This is a genomic window from Streptomyces sp. BYX5S (assembly GCF_054724165.1).
In genome coordinates this window covers 109,522-132,477 of sequence record NZ_CM138829.1, presented here as the reverse complement: position 1 = coordinate 132,477, position 22,956 = coordinate 109,522, and the positions used below count along the sequence as shown (strand labels likewise).

18 protein-coding genes and 1 riboswitch are annotated in these 22,956 nt (G+C 74.5%); of the genes, 10 read left to right on the top strand and 8 right to left on the bottom strand.

The genetic code is table 11. The features are described from left to right. Positions 1 to 3 precede the first annotated feature (3 nt). The gene (gene cobN, locus ACYBSK_RS00600; protein WP_460244814.1) at positions 4 to 3,810 is read right to left on the bottom strand and encodes a cobaltochelatase subunit CobN; all 3,807 of its coding nucleotides are present in this window, start codon (positions 3,808 to 3,810) and stop codon (positions 4 to 6) included. Positions 3,811 to 3,863: 53 nt separating this feature from the next. Then, positions 3,864 to 3,957: riboswitch (cobalamin riboswitch) on the bottom strand. Between the two features lie 97 nt (positions 3,958 to 4,054). Here cobN and cobG point away from each other — a divergent pair. Genes cobG through cobJ form a run of 3 tightly spaced genes read left to right on the top strand, consistent with a single transcriptional unit; the run spans position 4,055 to position 7,385 of the window. Next, positions 4,055 to 5,236, top strand: coding sequence for a precorrin-3B synthase (gene cobG, locus ACYBSK_RS00595; RefSeq protein ID WP_460244813.1), 1,182 nt, complete (start codon positions 4,055 to 4,057; stop codon positions 5,234 to 5,236). A gap of 8 nt (positions 5,237 to 5,244) precedes the next feature. After that, positions 5,245 to 5,895 carry a precorrin-8X methylmutase gene (locus tag ACYBSK_RS00590; RefSeq protein WP_460244812.1) on the top strand — a complete coding sequence of 217 codons (651 nt, stop codon included), beginning with the start codon at positions 5,245 to 5,247 and terminating at the stop codon, positions 5,893 to 5,895. Continuing rightward, positions 5,892 to 7,385: a precorrin-3B C(17)-methyltransferase gene (cobJ, locus tag ACYBSK_RS00585; RefSeq protein ID WP_460244811.1), complete on the top strand. Its 1,494-nt coding sequence runs from the start codon at positions 5,892 to 5,894 to the stop codon at positions 7,383 to 7,385. The genes ACYBSK_RS00590 and cobJ overlap by 4 nt, the downstream gene beginning before the upstream one ends. A gap of 302 nt (positions 7,386 to 7,687) precedes the next feature. Here the strand turns inward: cobJ and ACYBSK_RS00580 are convergent, their stop codons facing one another. Beyond that, entirely contained in the window at positions 7,688 to 8,458 is a 771-nt protein-coding gene (locus ACYBSK_RS00580) for a cobalt-precorrin-6A reductase (protein ID WP_460244810.1), read from the bottom strand. A 17-nt stretch (positions 8,459 to 8,475) separates the two neighbouring features. On the opposite strand from ACYBSK_RS00580, the gene ACYBSK_RS00575 reads away from it, so the two are divergent. Next, complete coding sequence (locus ACYBSK_RS00575; RefSeq protein ID WP_457474818.1) at positions 8,476 to 9,591, top strand: cobalt-precorrin-5B (C(1))-methyltransferase; 1,116 nt, start codon at positions 8,476 to 8,478, stop codon at positions 9,589 to 9,591. Here the strand turns inward: ACYBSK_RS00575 and ACYBSK_RS00570 are convergent. Genes ACYBSK_RS00570 through cbiE form a run of 3 tightly spaced genes read right to left on the bottom strand, consistent with a single transcriptional unit; the run spans position 9,588 to position 12,198 of the window. Beyond that, positions 9,588 to 10,184: a YdeI/OmpD-associated family protein gene (locus tag ACYBSK_RS00570; RefSeq protein WP_460244809.1), complete on the bottom strand. Its 597-nt coding sequence runs from the start codon at positions 10,182 to 10,184 to the stop codon at positions 9,588 to 9,590. The two genes, ACYBSK_RS00575 and ACYBSK_RS00570, sit on opposite strands and share 4 nt — an antisense overlap. 23 nt (positions 10,185 to 10,207) lie before the next feature. Next, positions 10,208 to 10,957 carry a precorrin-4 C(11)-methyltransferase gene (gene cobM / locus ACYBSK_RS00565; protein ID WP_457474816.1) on the bottom strand — a complete coding sequence of 250 codons (750 nt, stop codon included), beginning with the start codon at positions 10,955 to 10,957 and terminating at the stop codon, positions 10,208 to 10,210. Beyond that, entirely contained in the window at positions 10,954 to 12,198 is a 1,245-nt protein-coding gene (gene cbiE / locus ACYBSK_RS00560; protein ID WP_460244808.1) for a precorrin-6y C5,15-methyltransferase (decarboxylating) subunit CbiE, read from the bottom strand. The genes cobM and cbiE overlap by 4 nt, the downstream gene beginning before the upstream one ends. A 443-nt stretch (positions 12,199 to 12,641) precedes the next feature. Here cbiE and ACYBSK_RS00555 point away from each other — a divergent pair, with 443 nt between their 5' ends. Beyond that, positions 12,642 to 14,420: a DUF6049 family protein gene (locus tag ACYBSK_RS00555; protein ID WP_460244807.1), complete on the top strand. Its 1,779-nt coding sequence runs from the start codon at positions 12,642 to 12,644 to the stop codon at positions 14,418 to 14,420. On the opposite strand, the gene ACYBSK_RS00550 is transcribed toward ACYBSK_RS00555, so the two are convergent. Then, a complete protein-coding gene (locus ACYBSK_RS00550; protein WP_460244806.1) occupies positions 14,421 to 15,383 on the bottom strand; it encodes a S8 family peptidase in 963 nt (320 codons plus the stop codon). A gap of 79 nt (positions 15,384 to 15,462) precedes the next feature. Continuing rightward, positions 15,463 to 16,410: a LysR family transcriptional regulator gene (locus ACYBSK_RS00545; RefSeq protein ID WP_460244805.1), complete on the bottom strand. Its 948-nt coding sequence runs from the start codon at positions 16,408 to 16,410 to the stop codon at positions 15,463 to 15,465. A 127-nt stretch (positions 16,411 to 16,537) separates the two neighbouring features. Here ACYBSK_RS00545 and ACYBSK_RS00540 point away from each other — a divergent pair, with 127 nt between their 5' ends. The 5 genes from ACYBSK_RS00540 to ACYBSK_RS00520 all read left to right on the top strand — a co-directional run bounded on the left by ACYBSK_RS00540 (position 16,538) and on the right by ACYBSK_RS00520 (position 22,368). Beyond that, entirely contained in the window at positions 16,538 to 17,773 is a 1,236-nt protein-coding gene (locus ACYBSK_RS00540) for an MFS transporter (RefSeq protein ID WP_460244804.1), read from the top strand. Between the two features lie 82 nt (positions 17,774 to 17,855). Beyond that, positions 17,856 to 18,686 (top strand): nucleotide-binding protein, encoded by an 831-nt coding sequence (locus tag ACYBSK_RS00535; protein ID WP_460244803.1) that lies wholly within the window; start codon positions 17,856 to 17,858, stop codon positions 18,684 to 18,686. After that, positions 18,686 to 19,510: a ParB/RepB/Spo0J family partition protein gene (locus ACYBSK_RS00530; protein WP_460244802.1), complete on the top strand. Its 825-nt coding sequence runs from the start codon at positions 18,686 to 18,688 to the stop codon at positions 19,508 to 19,510. The genes ACYBSK_RS00535 and ACYBSK_RS00530 overlap by 1 nt, the downstream gene beginning before the upstream one ends. Before the next feature lie 27 nt (positions 19,511 to 19,537). Further along, complete coding sequence (locus tag ACYBSK_RS00525) at positions 19,538 to 20,926, top strand: IclR family transcriptional regulator domain-containing protein (RefSeq protein WP_460244801.1); 1,389 nt, start codon at positions 19,538 to 19,540, stop codon at positions 20,924 to 20,926. A gap of 98 nt (positions 20,927 to 21,024) precedes the next feature. Then, a complete protein-coding gene (locus ACYBSK_RS00520) occupies positions 21,025 to 22,368 on the top strand; it encodes a PP2C family protein-serine/threonine phosphatase (RefSeq protein ID WP_460244800.1) in 1,344 nt (447 codons plus the stop codon). On the opposite strand, the gene ACYBSK_RS00515 is transcribed toward ACYBSK_RS00520, so the two are convergent. After that, a complete protein-coding gene (locus ACYBSK_RS00515) occupies positions 22,296 to 22,931 on the bottom strand; it encodes an NAD(P)-dependent oxidoreductase (RefSeq protein WP_457474806.1) in 636 nt (211 codons plus the stop codon). The genes ACYBSK_RS00520 and ACYBSK_RS00515 overlap by 73 nt on opposite strands. Positions 22,932 to 22,956 lie beyond the last annotated feature (25 nt).

Here is a 22,956-nt window from a genome sequence, read left to right as displayed (position 1 = left end):
TACCTACTCGTCCGCCTCCAGGTCGCCCTCCGTCTCCAGGTAGACCTGGCGGAGGGCCTCCAGGACCTGCGGGTCCGGCTTCTCCCACATGCCGCGGGACTCGGCTTCGAGGAGGCGTTCGGCGATGCCGTGCAGGGCCCACGGGTTGTTCTCGGAAAGGAACTGGCGGTTCGTCTCGTCGAGGACGTACGTCTCGGTCAACTTGTCGTACATCCAGTCGGCGATGACACCGGTCGTGGCGTCGTAGCCGAACAAGTAGTCCACCGTCGCGGCGAGTTCGAAGGCGCCCTTGTAGCCGTGGCGGCGCATCGCCTCGATCCACTTGGGGTTGACGACGCGGGCCCGGAAGACACGGGACGTCTCCTCGACGAGGGTGCGGGTCCTGACCGTCTCGGGGCGGGTGGAGTCGCCGATGTACGCCTCGGGGGCCTGGCCCCGCAGCGCGCGGACGGTGGCGACCATGCCGCCGTGGTACTGGAAGTAGTCGTCCGAGTCGGCGATGTCGTGCTCGCGGGTGTCCGTGTTCTTGGCGGCGACCGCGATCCGCTTGTAGGCCGTCTCCATCTCGGCGCGGGCCGCCTTGCCCTCCAGGCCGCGGCCGTACGCGTAACCGCCCCACACCGTGTAGACCTCGGCGAGGTCGGCGTCCGTGCGCCAGTCCTTGGAGTCGATCAGCTGGAGGAGACCGGCGCCGTACGTCCCCGGACGCGAACCGAAGATACGGGTCGTGGCGCGCCGCTCGTCGCCGTGCTCGGCGAGGTCGGCCTGGGCGTGGGCCCGTACGTGGTTGATCTCGTCCGGCTCGTCCAGGGACGCGGCGAGCCGCACGGCGTCGTCGAGGAGGCCGATGACGTGCGGGAACGCGTCGCGGAAGAAGCCGGAGATGCGGAGGGTGACGTCGATACGGGGGCGGTTCAGCTCCTCGTACGGGATCGCCTCCAGGCCGGTCACGCGGCGGGACGCGTCGTCCCAGACCGGGCGGACGCCGAGGAGGGCGAGGGCCTCCGCGATGTCGTCGCCGGCGGTGCGCATGGCGCTGGTTCCCCAGAGGGAGAGGCCCACGGAGGTGGGGTACGCGCCGTTGTCGTCCTTGTACCGGGTGAGGAGGCTGTCGGCGAGCGCCTGTCCGGTCTCCCAGGCGAGGCGGCTCGGGACGGCCTTCGGGTCGACGGAGTAGAAGTTCCGCCCCGTCGGCAGCACGTTCACGAGCCCGCGGAGCGGCGACCCGGAGGGCCCCGCCGACACGAACCGGCCGTCGAGCGCCCGCACGGCGTTGTCCAACTCGTCCGTGGTGGCCCCCAGCCGTGGCACCACCTCACGCGCCGCGAACTCCAGGATTGCCGCAACGGGGTCAGAGCCCTCGTCATCGGCGCGCGGCACCGTGGGCCGCCTTGCCCACCCTGCCGCCCCAGGCGGCAGATTGCCCAAGGCGGGGGCGACCTCGTCGGCCCCTTCGGCGTCGGCGGGGGTGGGCATTTCAAGCCCCTCCGGCGATTGAGGAGCGGGGTCCGGGGCGGAGCCCCGAGGCGTGGCCGCCAGGACGGCCGGAACCGCCGACGGGTCCCAGCCGACCGCCTCCATCGCCTCGACAAGGCCACGCGCCACCGCCTCCGCCTCGTCGGCCGACGCCCGCGTCGCCGCCGACTCGTCGAGGCCCAACGCCTCACGGAGTCCCGGAAGCGCCTGCGACCCGCCCCAGATCTGCCGGGCCCGCAGAATCGCCAGGACCAGGTTGACCCGCGCCTCCCCGGAGGGCGCCGCGCCGAGGACGTGCAGGCCGTCCCGGATCTGCGCGTCCTTGACCTCGCACAGCCACCCGTCGACGTGGAGCAGGAAGTCGTCGAAGCCGTCGTCGTCGGGGCGGTCCTCCATCCCCAGGTCGTGGTCGAGCTTCGCCGCCTGGATCAGCGTCCAGATCTGCGCGCGGATCGCCGGCAGCTTCGCCGGGTCCATCGAGCTGATCTGCGCGTACTCGTCCAGGAGTTGTTCGAGGCGCGCGATGTCGCCGTAGGAGTCCGCGCGCGCCATCGGCGGCACGAGGTGGTCGATGAGCGTCGCGTGGACGCGCCGCTTCGCCTGCGTGCCCTCGCCCGGGTCGTTCACCAGGAACGGGTAGACCAGCGGCAGGTCGCCGAGCGCGGCGTCCGGCGCGCACGCCGCCGAGAGCCCCGCGTTCTTGCCGGGCAGCCATTCCAGGTTGCCGTGCTTGCCGAGGTGGATCATCGCGTCGGCGCCGAAGCCGCCGTCGGCCGAGGCCGCCGCGATCCAGCGGTACGCCGCCAAGTAGTGGTGCGAGGGCGGCAGATCGGGGTCGTGGTAGATCGCGATCGGGTTCTCGCCGAAGCCGCGCGGCGGCTGGATGAGGATGAGGAGGTTGCCGCGGCGCAGCGCCGCGAGCACGATGTCGCCCTCCGGGTTGCGGGACCGGTCGACGAACATCTCGCCGGGCGGCGGCCCCCAGTGCCGCTCGACGGACTCCCGCAGCTCCTCGGGGAGGGTGGCGTACCAGCGGCGGTAGTCGGCGGCGGGGATGCGCACCGGGTTCGCGGCGAGCTGCTCCTCCGTCAGCCACTCCTGGTCGTGGCCGCCCGCGTCGATGAGCGCGCGGATCAGCTCGTCGCCGTCGCCGGAGGCGAGGCCGGGGATCTCGGCCGGGTCCCCGAAGTCGTAGCCCTCGTCGAGGAGCCGCCGCAGCAGCGCGACCGCCGAGGCGGGGGTGTCGAGGCCCACCGCGTTGCCGATCCGCGAGTGCTTCGTCGGGTACGCGGACAGCACCAGCGCGAGCTTCTTCTCCCGCGCCGGGATGTGCCTGAGGCGCGCGTGCCGGACCGCGATGCCGGCCACCCGGGCCGCCCGCTCGGGGTCGGCGACGTACGCCGGGAGCCCGTCCTCGTCCAGCTCCTTGAAGGAGAACGGGACCGTGATCAGGCGGCCGTCGAACTCCGGCACCGCGATCTGCGTCGCGGCGTCCAGCGGCGAGACGCCCTCGTCGTTCTCCTCCCAGGCCGCGCGGGACGACGTCAGGCACAGGGCCTGGAGGATCGGGACGTCGAGCCGGGTGAGGGCGCCCGCGTCCCAGGACTCGTCGTCGCCGCCCGCGCTCGCCTCGGCGGGACGCGTGCCGCCCGCCGCGAGGACCGTCGTGACGATCGCGTCGGCGGGGCGCAGCGCCTCGATCAGCTCCGGCTCGGGGGCGCGCAGCGACGCCACGTACAGCGGGACGGGGCGGGCGCCCGCGCGCTCCAGCTCGTCGCAGAGCGTGTGCACGAACGCCGTGTTCCCGCTCATGTGGTGGGCGCGGTAGTACAGCACGGCGACCGTGGGGGCGTCGCCGTGCCGGGTCGGGGCGGGGCGCTCCAGCTCGCCCCAGGTCGGCGCGGGGGCCGGCGGCTCGAAGCCGTGGCCGGTCAGCAGCACCGTGTCGGAGAGGAAGCGTGCCAGCTGGTCCAGGTTCGCGGGGCCGCCGTGCGCCAGGTACTTGTGCGCCTCGGCCGCGATGCCGACCGGCACCGTGGACGTCGCCATCAGCTGGGCGTCGGGCGCCTGTTCACCGGTGAGGACGACCAGCGGGATCCCGGCGGCGGTCAGCCGGTCGATGCCGTCCTGCCAGGCGCGGACGCCGCCGAGGAGCCGGACGACGACCAGGCCCACGCCGTCGAGGAGGCCCGGCAGGTCGGTCTCCACGTCGATGCGGGAGGGGTTGGCGAAGCGGTAGGCGACCGGGGCGTCCGCGGCGTTCGCCGCGCGGGCGCTGAGCAGGTCGGTGTCCGACGTCGACAGGAGCAGGAGCTGCGAAGGCTGCTGGGGCATGCGTCGTCTGGCCTTCCTCGGGGTGTCCGCGCCCCGGGTGGTCGTGTGGAAGGGAGTTCCTGGCTCGCTCTCCGGCTGGAGAGTTCACAGTGGCGGGACCGCGCCGGAATCGCACCGGGCTTCCTCCCCTGCCGCCGTCACCGGCGGTGGCCGACCGGGTCCGGGCAGCCACCGTGCATCGTACGGTGCCGGGCGACGACCTGGTACGGGGTGGTGGAATCGGCCGATAGGTATGCTCCCCGGCATGTCCCCTCCCCCCATACCCGTGCCGCCCTCAGGAACGGGCGACGCCTGCCCCGGCGCTTTGCGCCTGCACAGTGCCGACGACGGTTTTCTCGCGCGGGTGCGGATTCCCGGCGGGGTACTGGACTTGGTGCAGGCGCGGGCGCTCGGCGAGGCGGCGGAGCGGCTCGGGGACGGGATGCTGCATCTCACTTCGCGCGGCAATGTGCAGTTGCGGGGTTTGCGCGACGGGTGCGGGCGTGAGCTCGCGGAGCGACTGGGGGCGGCGGGGCTGCTGCCGTCGGCGGCGCACGAGCGGGTGCGGAACGTGGTGGCTTCGCCGTTGTCCGGGCTCGACGGTCGCGGTTTCGTGGATGTGCGGGAGTGGTTGACCGGACTCGACGCGGCGTTGTGTGCGAGTTCCGTCACGCCGGAATTGTCCGGGAGGTTTCTGTTCGGGCTGGACGACGGGCGGGGGGACGTAGCGGGCCTCCGCCCGGATGTGCTGGTTCGGGGGACAGCGTCCGGTGAGGCGGATGTCTTTCTCGGCGCGGCGGGGGTGCGGGTTCCGTACGGTCGCGCCGCGGAGGCTGCGGTCGCCGCGGCGGAGGTCTTCGTCGCGGCGGCGCGGGAGGCCGGGGGGCGGGTGTGGCGGGTCCGTGAACTCGGCGCTTCTCGCGCGGAGTTGGCCGACCTCCTGTCAGCCCACCCGGCGTTGACGCCGCGGGGCTCCGCCCCGGACCCCGCGCCTCAATCGCCGGCGGGGCTTGAATTTACCCACCCGGGGCTCGCCGTCCCGTTCGGTGTGGTCGAGCCCTCCGCATGGCGGGCGCTGACCGAGCTTGCCTCGCGGTTGCCCCAGCAAGAGCTTCGGCTGACGCCCTGGCGCAGCGTTGTCGTGCCCGGCGCCACGCAGGCGCAGCTCGCCGGCACCGGACTCGTGGCCGACCCCGCCTCCCCGTGGAACCGCGTCGCGGCCTGCATCGGGCGTCCCGGGTGCGCCAAGTCCCACGCCGACGTCCGCGCCGACGCCGCCGCCCGCATCGACGACGCCCACCCGACCCTCCCCACCTACTGGTCCGGCTGCGAACGCCGCTGCGGCCACCCCGTCGGCCCGTACGTCGACGTCGTGGCCCGCCCCGACGGCGGATACACCACCACCGTGCCCACCGTGACCACCCCACCGATCCACACCGAGAGCTGAGAGCAACCGTGTTCGACTACGAGAAGGACGGCGCGGCGATCTACCGCGAGTCCTTTGCCACGATCCGCGCGGAAGCCGCGGACGGACTCGCGGCGCTGCCCGCCGACGTCGCCCAGGTGGCGGTCCGCATGATCCACGCCTGCGGCCAGGTGGATCTCGTACAGGACATCGGCTACTCGACCGGTGTCGTGGCGAACGCGCGGGCCGCGCTGCGCGCCGGGGCGCCGATCCTCTGCGACGCCCACATGGTCGCCAGCGGCGTGACCCGCAAGCGGCTGCCCGCCGACAACGAGGTCGTCTGCACGCTGCGGGACCCTCAAGTACCTGATTTGGCAGCGGAGTTGGGGACCACGCGCAGTGCCGCCGCGCTCGAACTCTGGCGCGACCGCCTCGACGGCGCCGTCGTCGCCATCGGCAACGCGCCCACCGCGCTCTTCCACCTCCTGGAGATGATCGCGAAGGGCGCGCCGAAGCCCGCCGCCGTGCTCGGCATACCCGTAGGCTTCGTCGGCGCCGCCGAGTCCAAGGAGGCCCTGGCCGTGAACGAACTGGGCCTCGACCACCTGGTCGTACGGGGCCGGCGCGGCGGCAGCGCCATCACCGCCGCCGCACTGAACGCGATCGCGACCGAGGCGGAGATCATGGAGGACCGGGCATGAGCGGGAAGCTGTACGGGGTCGGGCTCGGGCCCGGCGACCCGGAGTTGATGACCGTCGCGGCCGTGAAGGCGATCGCCTCCGCGGACGTGATCGCGTACCACTGCGCGCGCCACGGACGTTCCATCGCCCGCTCGATCGCGGCCGAGCACATCCGGGAGGACCAGATCGAGGAGCGGCTGATGTATCCGCTCACGGTCGAGACGACGGACCACCCCGGCGGCTACCGGGGCGCCCTCGACGACTTCTACGAGGAGGCGGCCGCCACCCTCGCCGCGCACCTCGACGCGGGGCGCACCGTCGCCGTGCTCGCCGAGGGCGACCCGCTGTTCTACGGCTCGTACCAGCACATGCACAAGCGGCTCGCGGGCCGGTACGACGCGACCGTCATCCCCGGCGTCACGTCGATCAGCGCCGCGGCGGCGCGGCTCGGCGAGCCGCTGTGCGAGGACAAGGAGACGCTGACCGTCATCCCCGGCACGCTGCCGGAGGACGAACTGTCGGCGCGGATCGCCGCCGCGGACTCGGCGGTCGTGATGAAGCTGGGGCGTACGTTCACCAAGGTGCGGGCGGCGCTGGAGAGTTCGGGGCGGCTCGACGACGCGCGGTACGTGGAGCGGGCGTTCATGAAGGGTGAGCGGACGGGAGCGCTCGCCGACATCGACCCGGCGACCGTGCCGTACTTCTCCGTGGCCGTGCTGCCCTCCCGGATCGACGCGGAGCCGGCGCAGGCGCCGGAGCACGGGGAGGTCGTGGTCGTCGGCACGGGGCCCGCGGGGGCGCCGTGGCTGACGCCGGAGTCGCGGGGGGCGCTCGCCAACGCGGACGACCTCGTCGGGTACACGACGTATCTGGCGCGGGTGCCGGAGCGGCCGGGGCAGACGCGGCACGGTTCGGACAACAAGGTGGAGTCCGAGCGCGCGGAGTTCGCCCTCGACCTCGCCCGGCGCGGGCGGCGGGTGGCGGTCGTCTCCGGGGGCGACCCCGGGGTGTTCGCCATGGCCACGGCGGTGCTGGAGGTGGCGTCGGAGGAGCGGTACGCGGAGATTCCGGTGCGGGTGCTGCCCGGGGTGACCGCGGCGAACGCGGCGGCGGCGAAGGCGGGGGCGCCGCTGGGGCACGACTACGCGACGATCTCGCTGTCGGACCGGTTGAAGCCGTGGGAGGTCATCGCGGAGCGGTTGCGGGGGGCGGCGCGGGCGGATCTGGTGCTGGCGCTGTACAACCCGGGGTCGCGGACGAGGACGTGGCAGGTGGGGAAGGCGCGGGAGCTGCTGCTTGAGGTGCGGTTGCCGGATACGCCGGTGGTGGTGGCGCGGGATGTCGGGGGGCCGGAGGAGTCCGTGCGGGTCGTCCGGCTGGCGGATCTGGATCCGGCGGTGGTGGACATGCGGACGTTGCTGATCGTGGGGTCGTCCCAGACGCAAGCGGTGACCCGGCCTGACGGCCACACCCTCACCTGGACCCCCCGCCGCTACCCCGACCTCCCGTAACCCCCGGGCCCCCGCCCCGGCCCCGGCTGCTCAATCGCCGCAGGGGCTCAAAGACCGGGGCTCCGCCCCGGACCCCGCTGCTCAATCGCCGCAGGGGCTTGAGGTGCGCACCCCGGCGCCGCTCGAACGACTCGGGGCTCCGCCCCGGACCCCGCTGCTCAATCGCCGCAGGGGCTTGAGGTGCGCACCCGCCGCCGATACCCGACAGAGCCCTCAAGCCCCGCCGCAGGCCCCACTCAGCCCCTCCGGAGGACACACTCAGCCCCTCCGGCGCCTGAGGAGCGGGGTGCGGCGCGGGTGTGTCATTCGAGCCCCTCCGGCGATTGAGGAGCGGGGTCCGGGGCGGAGCCCCGGGTTTTGAGCCAGGTGATGGCTGACTCGACCGTGGTGGACACCGGTACGCCCGGCGGAGCCGGGGGGCGGCGGAGCACCACCACCGGAACCCCCGCCTCGCGCGCGGCGACCAGTTTCGGGGCCGTGGCCGCACCACCACTGTCCTTCGTGACGAGGACGTCGATGCGATGGCGGGCCAGGAGGGCCCGCTCGGCGTCGAGCGTGAACGGTCCCCGGTCGAGAAGCACCTCCATCCGGGGCGGAAACGGCGGCTCGGGCGCATCCACGGACCGCACGACGAAGTACGCGTCGTCGACGCCGGCGAACGCCGCGAGCCCCATCCGCCCGGTCGTGAGGAAGACCCGGCCCGCACCGCGCACGGCCTCCGCGGCCTCGGCCAGCGAACCGACCTCACGCCAGTCGTCCCCGGCACCCGCCACCCAGCCGGGCCGCCGCAGCGCGAGCAGGGGAACATGGGCGGTGGCGGCGGCCCGCGCCGCGTTGAAACTGATCGTCCCGGCGAAGGGATGGGTGGCATCGATGACCGCATCCACAGGGTGGGCGCGCAGCCACTCCGCCATGCCCTCGGCCCCGCCGAACCCACCGACGCGTACCTCCCCGGGCGGCAGCCTGGGGCTCGCCACCCGGCCCGCCAGCGAGCTGGTGACGTGTACGTGCGGGTGCAGGGCCTCGGCCAGGCGCCGGGCCTCGGTGGTACCGCCGAGGATCAGAACACGCATCGGAAAACAGGCACTCCATGACTGAGGCAGAGGGCGGGCGCAGCGCCCAACTCAAGCACACCGGTCTGCGCCCCGGCTGGACGACCGGCGCCTGCGCGACGGCCGCGACCACCGCCGCGTACACGGCGCTGCTGACCGGCGACTTCCCCGATCCGGTGACGATCACGCTGCCGAAGGGGCAGACGCCGTCCTTCGCGCTGGCCGTCGAGGACCTGGACGGTTCCAGCGCCACCGCAGGTGTCGTCAAGGACGCCGGTGACGATCCCGACGTCACGCACGGCGCGCTCGTCCGCTCCACGGTGCGGCGGCTGCCGCCCGGCTCGGGGGTGGTGTTCCGGGCGGGCCCCGGCGTCGGTACGGTCACCCGCCCCGGCCTCCCGCTGCCCGTCGGGGAACCGGCGGTGAACCCCGTTCCCCGCGAGATGATCCGCGCGCACGTCGCGGAGGTCGCGGCCGCCCACGGCGCCCCCGGTGACGTGGAGGTCACCCTCTCCATCGACCACGGCGAGGAGATCGCCCGCTCGACCTGGAACCCGCGGCTCGGCATCCTCGGCGGCCTGTCGGTGCTGGGGACGACGGGCATCGTCGTGCCGTACTCGTGCTCGGCGTGGATCGACTCCATCCGGCGGGGCGTGGACGTGGCGCGGGCGGCGGGGCGTACGCATGTGGCGGGGTGCACGGGGTCGACGTCGGAGAAGACGGTGGTCCGTGAACACGGGCTGCCGGAGGACGCGTTGCTCGACATGGGCGACTTCGCTGGCGCCGTCCTGAAGTACATCCGCCGTCATCCGGTGGACCGCCTGACGATCTGCGGCGGCTTCGCGAAACTGTCGAAGCTGGCGGCCGGCCACCTCGACCTGCACTCGGGGCGCTCGCAGGTCGACAAGAAGTTCCTCGCCGAACTGGCCCGGCGCGGCGGCGCGAGCGAGGCGCTGGCCGCCGAGGTCGCGGAGGCCAACACGGGTCTCGCCGCCCTCCAGTTGTGCACGGCCGCCGGTGTCCCCCTGGGCGACCTGGTCGCGGCGCGGGCCCGCGACGAGGCGCTCACGGTCCTGCGCGGCGCCCCGGTCGCGGTGGACGTGATCTGCATCGACCGCGCGGGGAACGTCGTGGGCCGCGGCGCGGCGCGCTAGGAAGTCCCCGGGGAAGTCCCGCCTGCCATCCCGCCTGCCAGGTCCCTGACCGTCCGCTCCAGCCGCGTCCGCCGGGTCTTTGCCGTCGTGGCCTGGAGGAGCGGGAGCATCAGCTGGTAGCGGGCCGTGCGGTCGAGCGCGTCGAACGCCGCCCGCGCCGCCGGGTCCGCGGCGAGGGCGGCCGCCAGGTCGTCCGGGACGGTGGCGGTCGCCTGGGAGGCGTAGGCGCGGTCCCAGCGGCCGTCCTCCTGCGCCCGCCGGACCTCGGCGAGGCCCGGTTCGCGCATGCGGCCCGCGACGGTCAGCGCCGCGACCTTCTCGACGTTGACCCGCGACCACAGGCTCCGGGGCCGCCGCGGCCCGTACTTCTGGAGGTAGTGGCGGTCGTCGAGGCCGCGCCGCTGACCGGAGATCCAGCCCCAGCACAGCCCGACGTCGACGAGTTCGTCGTCGGTGACCGACGCGATCCCCGACGCCTTCTTCGCCACCTTCACCCACACGCCCTCGCGGCGCGTGTGGTGTCCGGCCAGCCACTTCTCGAAGGCCGCCGCGTCCGCGAACGCGACGACCTCCACCCCGTTGACGTCCTCCATGCCCGGCAGCCTAGAGCCCCGGGTCAGCAGGTGTGGCGGTCGCGTTCCGTCGAGTACAGGTGGCTGTCGCGGAACTGGGACGCGCCGAGCGTGCGGCCCACCAGGATCACCGCCGTGCGCAGCACCCCGGCCTCCTTCACCTGCGCCGCGATGTCGCCGAGCGTGCCGCGCAGGACGAGTTCGTCCTCGCGGCTCGCGTACGCGACGACGGCCGCCGGGCAGTCCTCCCCGTAGTGCGGGACCAGCTCCGACACGATCCGGTCGACGTAGCGGGCGCCGAGGTGCAGGACCAGCAGCGCGCCGGACGCCCCGAGCGTCGCCAGGTCCTCGCCGGCCGGCATCGGCGTCGCCTGCTGCGCGATCCGCGTGAGGATCACCGTCTGCCCGACGGTGGGAACGGTCAGCTCCCGCTTGAGGGCCGCCGCTGCCGCCGCGAACGCGGGTACGCCGGGCACCACCTCGTAGGGGATGCCGTGCGCGTCGAGGCGGCGCATCTGCTCGGCGACCGCGCTGAACACCGACGGGTCGCCGGAGTGCAGCCGCGCCACGTCGTGCCCCGCCTCGTGCGCGGCGACGAACTCCCGCTCGATGGCGTCGAGATCGAGGTTCGCCGTGTCGACGAGCCGGGCGTCCGACGGGCACTCCGCGAGGAGTTCGCGCGGCACCAGCGAACCCGCGTACAGGCACACCCGGCAGTCCGCGAGGGTGCGGGCGCCGCGCACCGTGATCAGGTCGGCGGCGCCGGGGCCCGCCCCGATGAAGTAGACCGTCATGCCTGTCCAACCCCTGTCTTCGTTACGGACCATTGGGTGACGGGCATCGCCTGCCGCCACCCCGTGAAGCCGCCGACCGGCACCGCGTGCGCGACGGACAGCTTCACCAGTTCGCCGCCGCGGCGCCGGTACCAGGTGGCGAGCAGCGCCTCCGATTCGAGCGTGACCGTGTTGGCCACGAGGCGGCCGCCCGGTGCGAGCGCCGCCCAGCAGGCGTCCAGCAGGCCGGGCGCGGTGAGGCCGCCGCCGATGAACACCGCGTCCGGCGGCGGGAGTTCGGCCAGCGCTTCGGGTGCGGCGCCGGTCACCACCGTGAGGGCCGGGACGCCGAGGTGTGCCGCGTTGCGGGCGATGCGGGCGGCGCGGTCCGCGTCGCGTTCCACGGCGTACGCCCGGCAGGACGGGTGCGTGCGCAGCCACTCGATGCCGATCGAGCCGGAGCCGCCGCCGATGTCCCACAGCAGTTCGCCGGGGGCGGGCGCGAGCGCGGCGAGGGTCGCGGCGCGCACGTGGCGCTTGGTGAGCTGGCCGTCGTGCTCGTACGCGGCGTCGGGCAGGCCGGGTGCCGCGCCGAGGCGGAGGGCGTCGGGGGCGCGGCGGCAGTCGACGGCGACCACGTTCAGCGGGTCGCCGGGCGCGTGCGTCCAGGTCTCGGCCACGCCCTCGTGCCGGTCCTCGTCGTGCGCGCCGAGGCGGGCCAGGACGGTGAGGCGGCTCGGGCCGAAGCCACGGTCGGTCAGCAGGCGGGCCACCTCGGCGGGGGTGTCGGCGCCCGCCGACAGGACGAGGACGCGGCGGCCGTCGTGCAGCGCGGCGGCGAGCCGGTCGGCGGGGCGGCCGACCAGCGTGACCACCTCGGTCTCCTCGACCGGCCAGCCGAGGCGGGCGCAGGCGTACGCCACGGAGGAGGGGTGCGGCAGGACGTGCAGCGCGTCGGCGCCGAGCGTTTCGGTGAGGGCCCGGCCGATGCCGTAGAACATCGGGTCGCCGCTGGCCAGGACGGCGATGCGGCGGTCCGCGTAGCGGGCGAGAAGGCCGGGGACGGCGGGGCGCAGGGGGGAGGGCCAGGGGACGCGTTCGGCGGGGCACTCCTCCGGGAGGAGGGCGAGGTGGCGGGGGGCGCCGAGGACGATGTCCGCGGTGCGGAGGGCTTCGCGGGAGGGGGTGGGGAGGCCGGGCCAGCCGTCGGCGCCGATCCCTACGACGGTGGCCCTCCGGGGGTGCGGGTGCGTGGGGGTCACTGCCGGTTCCTCGTGGGGCGTCAAGGGCGTCAACGTCGGAGCCGCACTCTATCGGGCGACCCGGGCCCAGCCCCGACCGGACCGCCCCCGGCACCCCGGGGCTCCGCCCCGCCCCCCGCGCCTCAAACGCCGGCGAGGCTGACAAACCGGGGCCCCGCCCCGAACCCCGCGCCTCAAACGCCGGCGGGGCTGACAGGCCGGGGCTCAAACGCCGCAGGGGCTTGATGGGGGCATGCGCCGCCGAATCTCGACAGGACCTTCAAGACGAGCCCGACCTGGGGGATATGGAGCCCCTCCGGCGATTGAGGAGCGGGGTATGGGGCGGAGCCCCATGGTTGGGGGGGCGTGACCGACGCGCCACAGGGGTGGACGTACGCGGAGGGGTGGGTTCCGGGACGGAGAATGCGGCACCTCAAGAACCGTACGGGTGGAGGCGGAGCGACATGGCGGGATACGGCACGGCACGAGCCTGGATCGTGTCCGCCGCGGCACTGGGCGCCACCGCCCTCCCCGGCACCACGCCGGAGGCCACCGCGGCGGACGACCCCGTACCGGCCACCGTCGTGTGGCCGGTCACCGCGACCCCGCACATGACGGCCGCCGCCCTCGGCTCCGGCTCCGCCGCGAAGGCCGTCTTCGACGACGACTCGCTCGCCGGCCTCCTCGCCCGGGGCGGCCGCCTCCGCGAGGTCGTCGACGCGGGCAAGGACCGCGACGTCACCTGGGTCCTCGACCCGGACCTGGTGCTCGCCGCGCAACAGATGTCCACGGGCTACCGCGTCGCGGAGTCCGCCGACTCCACCAATCCGCAGGACACCACGGAGGGCACCGGCGCGAGCGCGGCCCGCGCCTGGCTGGCCGCCCTGAAGGACGCCGTGAAGGGCCGCGAGGTGTGGCTCCTGCCGTACGCCGACACCGACCTCGCCTCGCTCGCCCACCACCCCGGCACCGACACCGACGACCTCACGGAGGTGGTGTCCGGGCTCGCGGCCGACGCCACGAAGCGCGTCGACCGGATCCTCGGCACCGGCGCCCGCACCGGCCTCGGCTGGCCCGCCGACGGCGCGCTCGACTCCCGGGTGGCCGCGCTCGGCCCGAAGCTGGGCATCACCCGCGTCCTCGCCTCCGGGCAGGGGCTCACCCCGGCGGACACCGACCCGGTGACCCTGGGCAGCGGCGACGACGAGCTGACGGCGCTGCCCTACGAGGCCGACCTCACGACCGCCCTCGCCCGCGTCAAGGACCCGGAGCCCTCGGCGACCCCGTCCGTGTCCGCGTCGGCGAGCCGTTCCACGTCGCCCTCCCCGAGCCCCAGCCCGTCCGCGTCCAGCAGCGCGGACGAGCCCGACGAGGCCACCGTCGACCACGTCACCGCGCTGCTCAAGGCCAACGCCCGCCCCGTCGTCGTACCGCCCCGCAATCTGTCGGGCACCGCGGCGAACGCGCTCGGCGCCGCGATCGACACCGGCACCGACGACGGCTGGCTGGACCTTGAGGACCTGCGCGCGGCCGGCGACGACCCGGTGGACGGCACGGCCGGGTCCCCTGCCGCGTACCCGTCGAAGCTGCGCGGCGGCGAGCTCGGCAAGGAGCAACTGACAGATGCGGCGGGCGACTTGGACCGGCTCGCGACGCTGTCGAAGGTGCTCGCCGATCCGAAGACCACCACCGCGTCCGTGCACGCGGCGATGGCCCGCGCCCTGTCGACCGCGTGGCGGGCGGAGGAGGACGCGGCGCAGCGGACGTTCCAGCGGCGCACGACGGACTTCCTGTCGACGTCCGTGACGTCGCTGCGGCTGGTGCCGAAGACGACGGTGACCGTCACCTCGGGCGACGCCTCGATCCCGGTGACGGTCGACAACGCGCTCCAGCAGCCGGTCTCCGGGCTCGAACTGCGCGTCACGTCCAGCGACTCGGAGCGCCTGCGGGTCAACGAGGGCGAGATCGCGGTGTCCGCCGCGGGCTCCGCGAGCCACACCTCGCAGATCGACGTGACCGCGAAGGCCAACGGCAAGGCGCAGCTGACGGCCCGGCTCTACACGACGAGCGACGGCAAGCCGTGGGGCGACGAGATGACCTTCGAGGTCGACGTGACGTCCGTGTCGTCCGGGGCGATCGCCGTGGTCGCGGCGGGCGTCGGGCTCATCGTCCTGGCCGCCGTGTTCCGCATGCGCCAGATGCGCCGCCGCAACGGGAACGGCGAAAGCACCCCTGCCGACTGATTACGAGTCCTTGGCCGCCTTCTTCACCGCGGCCTGCGCGTCCACGATGCCGAGGCCCAGCTTGTCGATGTTCTTCGGGTTGGCCGCCGTCCCCCGGATCGTGGAGATGATCTCGTCGGGGTCGAGCCCCTGGTGGTGCAGGAGCGCCGCGAGCGCGGAGACGTAGGGCGCCGCCATCGACGTACCGGACAGCTTCCCGTAGCCGGAGGTGTCCTTCAGGGTCTCCTTCGTCCTGTACGTCGGCAGCGTGGAGAGGATGTCCTCGCCGGGCGCCGAGACGGCCTGCTCGGCGCCGAAGTTGGAGAAGTCGGCGGCCGTGCCCTTCTCGGTGCTGGCGCCGACGACCAGGACCGGCGTCCGCACCTTGTACGGCTGGGTGTCCGCGCCGTCGTTGCCGGCCGCGGCGACGACGACCGCGCCCTTGTCGTGGGCGTGCTGGATGGCCTTGTTGAGGATGCCGCCCTGGAGCAGCTTCGTCATCAGGACGCCCTCGCCGAGGGAGAGGTTGATGACGTCGGCGCCCTGGTCGGCGGCCCAGACGATGCCCTTGGTGATGTCGCCGTTGGAGCCGGAGCCGTTCGCGCCGAGGACACGCACCGGCATGATCTTGGCGCCGGGTGCGCCGCCCGCGACGCCGACGCCGTTGTCGGTGTGGGCGGCGGCGATGCCGGAGACGTGCGTGCCGTGGCCGTTGAGGTCCTTGGGGTCGTCGTCGCCGTCGACGAAGTCGTATCCGTCGACGAGGCGGCCCTTGAGGTCGGGGTGGTCGGTGGCGACGCCGGAGTCGACGACGGCGATGACCGTGTCGTCGCCCTTCGACGTGTCCCAGGCTTCGGGGAGGTTCATCGCGTCGAGCGCCCATTGGTCGTCCCGCATGGGGTCCGGCTCGCTGTCGTCCCCGCAGGCGGTCAGGGCCAGCAGGGCGGCGACGGTGGTGGCGACGAGGGGGGTACGGATGCGCATGGTCCGAGCCTGCGGTCCCCCGCCGCCTCACGCATGTGGTGGCCGCCCGTGTGGGCTACCGGCGGGTTCGCCGGGCCGCTCACCGGGCCCAGTCCGGCATCCAGAAGTCGCCGCCGTCCGGCGCCTCGTACCGGGCCGTCAGATACGCGAGGAGCGCCCGGAGTGCGGGGTGCGCGTTGTCGGGCCGCCACAGCAGCGACAGCGGGTAGAGCGGGGTGGGGCGGCGTACGGGGAGGAACCGCAGCTCGATGCCGGCGGGGCGGGTCAGCGGGGTGCGGGTGCCCATGATGGTGGCCACGTCGTCCGAGGAGGCGACCGTGCGCAGCAGGTGGCCGCCGCCGAAGCGGGTGCCGCCGGTGTCGATGGCGAGGCCGAAGGCGCGCGCCAACTCCGCGTAGTACGCGGCCCATTCGCTGCCCTCGGCCAGGCCGGGCATCCAGATCCGGTGGCCGGCGAGCTCGGCGGGCGTGACCTCGCTCCGGCCGGCCAGGGGGTGGGCCGTGCCGGTGACGAGGACGGCGGGCTCGTCGATGACGCGGGCGCTGCGTACCTCCCGCGGCAGCCGCTCCTCGGGCACGGCCCGCGTCCAGAACGCGGCGTCCAGGCGCCCGTCCCGTACGGCGGTGAGCGCGGCGCCGCCGTCCTGGCCGAGGGCGACGACGTCGAGGGGGAGGTGGGGGTGGGCCTGGTGGAAGTCCTGGACGACCCCGTTGGTGATCACGTTGGCGCCGAGCACGTCGACGCGGAGCGGGCGCCCGCCGCCGCGCACGGAGTCGGCGGCCCGCCCGGCCGCCGCGAGCAGTTCCCGCGCGGGCGGCAGGAAGGTCTCGCCGTCGAGGGTGAGGCGTGCCCCGCGCGGGGTGCGGGTGAACAGGCGCACGCCGAGGCCGCGCTCCAGGGCGGCGACGCGCTTGGAGGCGGCCTGCTGGGTGATGCCGAGTTCGGCGGCGGCGACCTGGATCTGCCCCTCGTCGGCGACGGCGACGAAGGTGCGTACGTGCTGGAGGTCGAGGTGCGCGAGGTCCACGCCTCCATACAACCACTGGTTGTACGGGAGGTCGTGCCGGTTGTTTGCCGCGGCGTGTCCCCCGGCGCTTGTATCTCCCGGTCGGCCGCATCTCCCGGTCGGCGGCGCGGGACGGGGAGGGCGGGGCATGCGGCTCGGGCGGGACTTCGGGTGGCTGTGGGCCGCCTTCGCGGCGAGCAGCGCCGGATCGTGGCTCGCGCTCGACGCCTTCCAGCTGGTCGCCGTCCTGGCGCTGGACAGCGGCGCGGCGCGGGTGTCGTTCCTCGCGGCGGCCGGGCTCGCGGTCGGCGCGCTGCTCGCGGTGCCGCTCGGGCCGTGGATCGAGTTCCGGCGCAAGCGGCCCGTGATGATCCTCGCCGACCTGGTGCGCTGCGGGGCGCTGCTCACGCTGCCCCTCGCATACGCCCTCGACGCGCTCACCTTCGTCCAGCTCGTCCTGGTCTCCGTCGTCGTGGCCGCCGCCGACATCGTGTTCCGCGCGGCGAGCGGCGCCCATCTGAAGGCGCTGGTGCCACCGGAGGGGCTGCTGCCGGCCAACGCCCGCTTCGAGTCGACGCAGTGGACCGCGACGGCCGTGGGGCCGCCGCTGGGCGGCGCGCTGATCGGCGCGTTCGGGCCGCTGACGACGGTCCTGCTGGACGCCGTCAGCTACGTCCTGTCGGCGGGCGCCGTCCGCGCGATCCGGGCCCCCGAACCCGAGCCCGCCCGCGGCGCCCGCGGGCGGTTCAGCGCCGCCGAGGTCGCCGAGGGCTGGCGGCACCTGTGGCGACAGCCCCGGCTGCGCGCCCTGTTCCTCAACACCGGCCTGGTCAACGCCCTGATCATGGTGGGCTCCCCGCTCATGGCGGTGCTGCTCCTCGACGACCTCGGCCTCGCCCCCTGGAGTTACGGCCTGGTCTTCGGGCTCCCGTGCCTCGGCGGCCTCCTCGGCTCCCGGCTCGCCACCCGGCTCGTGCAGCGGTACGGGGAGCGGCGGGTGCTGCTGGTGAGCGGGGCGGCGCGGGCGTGCTGGCCGGTCGGGCTCGCGTTCGTGGGGCCGGGCGTTACGGGGATGCTCCTCGTGGTGGGCGTGGAGTTCGGCCTCATCACCTGCTGCGCCGTCTTCGCGCCGGTCATGGCGGCCGAGCGGCTGCGGCTCACGGACGACGACCGGGTGGCGCGGGTGCTGTCCGCGTGGACCGTCACCCAGCGGGCCCTGACCGCCGCGCTGACGCTGGTGTGGGGCGGGTGCGCGGCGCTGATCGGGACGCGCGGGGCGCTCGCGCTCGCCGGAGTGCTGCTGCTCGCGACGCCCCTGCTGCTGCGGGGGCTGCGCTCCCCGGCGTGTACACCCCGCCCCGCGGCGCCCACGCTGCCAGAGTGACCACGGACAACTGCCCCAAATGCGGCGGATTTTCCGTTTCGTGGTTCAGGGGCTCAGGGACCGAGGGACTCAGGGAGCTTTCGTGGCACGCGTACACGTGATCCTCAATCAGAAGGGCGGCGTGGGGAAGTCCACGCTCGCCGTGAACCTCGCGGCCGTCACCGCCGACGTGCTCGGCGCGGGCGCCCCCGACGCCGAACGCCCGCCGGTCGTCGCCGTCTCCATCGACCCGCAGGGCTCGGCCGTGTGGTGGTCGGAGCGGGTCGGCGAGGGCCTCCCCTTCGACTTCGTGCAGGCCCACGACGACCTGTCGGGGCTCGCCGCGCTCTCCCGCATCCCCTCCGCCGAGCACGTCTTCGTCGACACCCCGGGCTGGCTCGACCTCGCCGATGACGACGGCGACGACCCCCTCGGCAAGGGCGCCGCCGCCGACGCGCTGCGCGCGGTCCTCTCCAACGCCACCGACGTCATCGTCCCCATCGAGCCGGAACCGCTCGGCTTCCAGCCCACGCAGCGCACCGTGGAGCGCGTCGTGAAGCCGCGCGGGCTGCCGTTCCGCGTGGTCATCAACAACTGGGACCCGCGCGACGGCAAGGCCGACCTGACGCAGACCCGCGCGTTCGTCGAGGCGCAGGGCTGGCCGCTCGCGCGCACCGTCGTGCGCCACTACAAGCTGCACACGCGGGCCAGCGCGGACGGCCTCGTCGTTACGCAGTACGGCGCCAACAAGGTCGCGATGCAGGCCCGCGAGGACTTCTTCCGGCTCGCCCTGGAGGTCGGCCTCGCGGCGATCCCGGCACCGGCCCGCAGCAAGAAGACCTCCCGTACGAAGCCCGCCGCGAAGGCCGCGAAGTCCACGAAGACCACGAAGACCGCGAAGGCCACGCCGGCCACGAAGAAGGTGAACGTCTGATGGGGCGCCGTACCGACCTGTCCTCGCTGCTGTCCGCCGAGAAGGAGGCGGCCGCCGAGCAGGGCGCGGCGCCCGCCGGGCGCAGACGCCCCGACACCAAGCCGCTCACCGTCCCCCTCGGCGACCTCGCCGAGAACCCGGACAACCCGCGCCACGAGCTGCGCGACCTCGACGGCCTCGCCGAGACCGTGCGCGAACGCGGCGTCCTCCAGGCCCTCGGCGTCGTCCCCGCGGCCGTCTTCCTCGCCGCCCGCCCGCACCACAAGGAGGCCGTCGGCGGGGCCCCGTACGTCGTGCTGCACGGTCACCGGCGGCTCGCGGCGGCCCGGATGGCGGGCCTCGACGAGGTTCCGGTGCTGGTCAGGGACGACGCGACGCGGTCCGACGAGGACGCGCTGATCGAGAACGTGCAGCGCGACGACCTCACGGAACTGGAGCAGGCGCAGGCCATCCAGGGCCTGATCACCTCCTACGGCTACTCGCAGCGCCAGGTCGCCGCCCGGATCGGCAAGACACAGGGCTTCATCTCGCAGCGCCTGTCGCTGATGAAGCTGCGCGAGGACATCCAGGAGGCGCTCGCCGACGGCCGCGTCTCCATCGAGGACGCCCGCCGCATCGCCCGCCTGCCGAAGGAGGAGCAGACCCTCCCCGGCGAGCCGGACGCCACCGCGACGGTCCCGGCCGCTCGCAAGGAGAAGCGGGGCCGCGATTACGGCGTAATCAAGATCGACAGCCGGGGCACCCCGGACGACGTGGTCGAGGCACTGCGCCGCCACCTCGCCCCGGCGACCCTCGACCGGATCGTCGAACTGCTCGGCCGCTGAGCGGGCCCGGTCGCTTACCGTGGCCCCGTGCTCGAAGTACCGACCGTGCCGTCCCCGTCCGTGACCCCGCAGCCGCCCGCCGAGGCCGTGGCCCCGCTGATGCGCGGCCTCGACGTGCTGCGGCGCCTCACGGACGCGGACGGCACGCTCGCGCTCGCCGAACTCGCCCGCGCCACCGGCCTGGCCCGCGCCACGGTCGACCGGATCTGCGCGACCCTCGCCCACCTGGGCTTCGTACGCCTCGACGGGCGGGACGCCTCGCTGGCGCCGCCCCTGATGGCCGTCGCCAACGCCTGCCTGGACGCGCTGCGGGTGCCGGAGCCGCTGGGGCCGCTCGCCGACCGGCTGGCGGACGAGCTCGACGAGTCCGTGTCGATCGCGGTCCCCGACGGCGACGCCATCCGCTTCGTCCACCAGGTGCTGCGCAGGCGGGCCCTGTCCATCAGTTTCCGGGTGGGCGACGCCCTGCCGATGGCCGGCTGCGCACCGGGCCTCGTGCTCCGCGACGGCCTCCCCGAAGCGGTCGACGACCAGCTCGTGGAACCGGGCCTCGTCGCCGTGGCGGTTCCCGTGCGGGGGCCGGACGGGGCGGTGGCGTGCGCGGTGAGCGTGGTCAGCCACACGAGCCGGCATGCCGCCGGGGAGCTGGCGGGGGCGGTGCGGGAGGCGTTGGGGACGTGCGTGCGCGGAATGGAAGCCGCGCTGCGGGCTTATCAAGCCCCTGCGGCGATTGAGCAGCGGGGTCCGGGGCGGAGCCCCGTGGCCGAGGCGGACGCTCCCGCAACGATCCAGTCCCTGGCCAGAGGCCTGCGCGTCCTGACCGCCACCCACGCCCAGCGCCTGAACGAGATCGCTCAGGCCACCGGCCTCGCCCGCGCGACCGCCCGCCGCGCCCTCATCACGTACGAGCACCTCGGCTACGTCACCCGCGAGGACGGCACCTACCGGCTCACGCCGCGCGTGCTGGCGCTCGGGTGCGCGCCGCTGTCCCGCACCACGCTCCCCCGGATCGCCGCCCCGCACCTGGCGGCGCTGTCGGAGCGGCTCGGCGAGTCCGTGGGGCTCTCGGTGCCGGACGGCGCGGCCGTGCGGTGCACGGCGCGGGTGGCGCCGCGCCGCGTCATGAGCGTCGACATCGGCGTCGGCTCCCGGCTGCCCGCCACGGACACGGCGGCCGGGCGGCTGCTGCGCGACGGCGGGGAGCGGGCGGCGGCCGACGGGCCCGAGGCCGGGCTGCGGTCGGTCGCCGTGCCGGTGCGGGACCGGGCGGGCCGGGTCGTGTCCGCCCTCGACGTCACCGCGCACCAGGGCCGCGGGGACGACGCGGCGTGGGCGGCGGCGCTCACGGAGACCGCGGCGCGCATCGCGGCCGACCTGCACGTCACGTCACGGTTCGTCACGGTCCCCGTGCACTGAGACGGCGCACTGAGACGGTGCACTGAGACGAGGGTCTCAGCCGGGTACGGACCTTGGTCCCTACGCGCCGCGACGAATGCCCCGCATGCTCATATGTGATGGCATTCGGCAGCTCCGGTGGCCCCAGCGGCTACTACCAGTACGCGACCCGTGGCGCGGCACCCTCCACCGCCCGCCCCGCGGGCGGCTGGCGTGCCGTGGTGCTGCTCGTCGCGGTGCTGGCGCTCATCATCGTCACCCTCGACCTGGCGACGCCCTCGGACTTCCGGGCGCGCGCCCTGCTCGGCCTGGTGCCGATCCTCGTGGCGGTCCTCGCGTCCGTGGGCGTCACCGCCGTCGTCACCGGGCTGCTCGTCTGCGTCTACATCGGCCTCCAGTTCTTCGCGCCGCTGCCGACCGTCGGGGACTGGGCGGTGCTCGGCCCGCTGATGATCGGCACGGGCGGCCTGCTGGGCGTGCTCATCGCGCGCCGCAGGGAGGAGCAGCGCAGCCGCGTCCAGGCGCTCACCGACATCGCCGAGGCCACCCAGCGCGCGGTGATGCGGAGCCTGCCCGAGCACGTCGAGGACCTGTGGCTCGCCGACCTCTACCAGCCCGCCGCCCGCGCGGCCCGGGTCGGCGGCGACTGGTACGACTTCCAGCCCTCGCCGCACGGGGTGCGCGCGGTGCTCGGCGACGTCAGCGGCAAGGGGCTGCCCGCGGTGTCGGCGTCGGCATGGCTGCTCGGCGCGTTCCGGGAGGCGGCGTACCACGAGGAGCGGATCGAGGAGGTGGCGCGGCGCCTTGAGGTCGCCATGCGGCGCTACAGCGCCTGGAACCGGATCACCGACGACGAGGGACTCCCCGACGCGTTCTCCACGGGCCTGCTGCTGCACTTCCCGCCCGCGTCCGCCGAGTACGTCGATGTCGTCAGCTTCGGGCACGAGCCCCCGCTGGTCGTCACCGCCGACGGCGACGTGCGCACCCCCGACCTGCCCACCGGGCTGCCGCTCGGCATGGCGGAGCTGAGCGGCGCGGCACCCCGCGTGGCCCGGATCCCGTTCGCGGCCGGGGACTCGCTGATCCTCTTCACCGACGGCGTGACCGAGTGCCGGGACGCGGACGGCACGTTCTACCCCGTGCGCGAGCGGCTGCCGCGCCTGGTGGACGCGCGCACCGCGAAGGAGCCGCCCGCGACGCTGCTGGGGCGGCTCGCGGCGGACCTGGGCGCGCACCGGCACGGGCCGCCGAGCGACGACACCGCGATCACCGTCATCCGCAGGACCGCGCGGCGGGCGCCGTACCTGGACGAGGCGGACGCCGGGCTGTACCGGTACCGGTCGGCCACCGCGTCCGGTCCGGAGCAGGAGCGGGGGCCGGAGCCCGCGGCTCAGTACGCCACCGACATGCGCTTCCTGGAGTGCGCGTCGCGCTCGACCTCGTCGACGAACGCCAGCGCGTAGTCCTCGGCGCTGATCCGGCTGGCGCCGTCGGCGTCCGTCATGAGCCGGTCGCCGCCGATCCGGAACTCCTCCGTGCGCTCCCCCGGGCCGATCTCCGAGGCCGGTGAGATGTACGTCCAGTCGAGGTCGTCGACCGTGCGCAGGTACGCGAGCACGTCCCGGTGCGCGAGCGCCTCGCCGCGGTAGGCGTCGGGGAAGCCCGGCTGGTCCACGAGCGCCTCGCCGGGCGCGACCTCCAGGCTGCCCGCCCCGCCGACCACCACGAGCCGCGCGACCTGCGACGCGCGCACCCCGTCGACCACGGACTCGTAGAGCGCGAGGAACGGCGCGATGGGGTCCGAGCCGTCGCGGGGCGGCGACAGGGCGGAGGCCACGGCGTCGTGCCCGCCCGCGAGTTCCGCGAGCCGCCGGGCGTCGGTGACGTCCGCCGCGACGGGCGTGACCCCGGCGACGGGCGCGTCCCCGGAGCGGCTGACGGCGGTCACACGGTGGCCGCGGCCCAGGGCCTCGGCGGCGATGCGGCTGCCGACCATGCCGGTGGCGCCCAGGAGCAGGATGTTCATGCGCTCAGCGAAACACGGGGTGCCC

Bases quoted from the DNA above. Each gene is read 5' to 3' on its own strand.
- cobN (WP_460244814.1), bottom strand. From the start codon at position 3,810: ATGCCCCAGCAGCCTTCGCAGCTCCTGCTCCTGTCGACGTCGGACACC.
- cobG (WP_460244813.1), top strand. From the start codon at position 4,055: ATGTCCCCTCCCCCCATACCCGTGCCGCCCTCAGGAACGGGCGACGCC.
- cobJ (WP_460244811.1), top strand. From the start codon at position 5,892: ATGAGCGGGAAGCTGTACGGGGTCGGGCTCGGGCCCGGCGACCCGGAG.
- ACYBSK_RS00580 (WP_460244810.1), bottom strand. From the start codon at position 8,458: ATGCGTGTTCTGATCCTCGGCGGTACCACCGAGGCCCGGCGCCTGGCC.
- ACYBSK_RS00575 (WP_457474818.1), top strand. From the start codon at position 8,476: ATGACTGAGGCAGAGGGCGGGCGCAGCGCCCAACTCAAGCACACCGGT.
- ACYBSK_RS00570 (WP_460244809.1), bottom strand. From the start codon at position 10,184: ATGGAGGACGTCAACGGGGTGGAGGTCGTCGCGTTCGCGGACGCGGCG.
- cobM (WP_457474816.1), bottom strand. From the start codon at position 10,957: ATGACGGTCTACTTCATCGGGGCGGGCCCCGGCGCCGCCGACCTGATC.
- ACYBSK_RS00555 (WP_460244807.1), top strand. From the start codon at position 12,642: ATGGCGGGATACGGCACGGCACGAGCCTGGATCGTGTCCGCCGCGGCA.
- ACYBSK_RS00550 (WP_460244806.1), bottom strand. From the start codon at position 15,383: ATGCGCATCCGTACCCCCCTCGTCGCCACCACCGTCGCCGCCCTGCTG.
- ACYBSK_RS00540 (WP_460244804.1), top strand. From the start codon at position 16,538: ATGCGGCTCGGGCGGGACTTCGGGTGGCTGTGGGCCGCCTTCGCGGCG.
- ACYBSK_RS00530 (WP_460244802.1), top strand. From the start codon at position 18,686: ATGGGGCGCCGTACCGACCTGTCCTCGCTGCTGTCCGCCGAGAAGGAG.
- ACYBSK_RS00520 (WP_460244800.1), top strand. From the start codon at position 21,025: ATGGCATTCGGCAGCTCCGGTGGCCCCAGCGGCTACTACCAGTACGCG.
- ACYBSK_RS00515 (WP_457474806.1), bottom strand. From the start codon at position 22,931: ATGAACATCCTGCTCCTGGGCGCCACCGGCATGGTCGGCAGCCGCATC.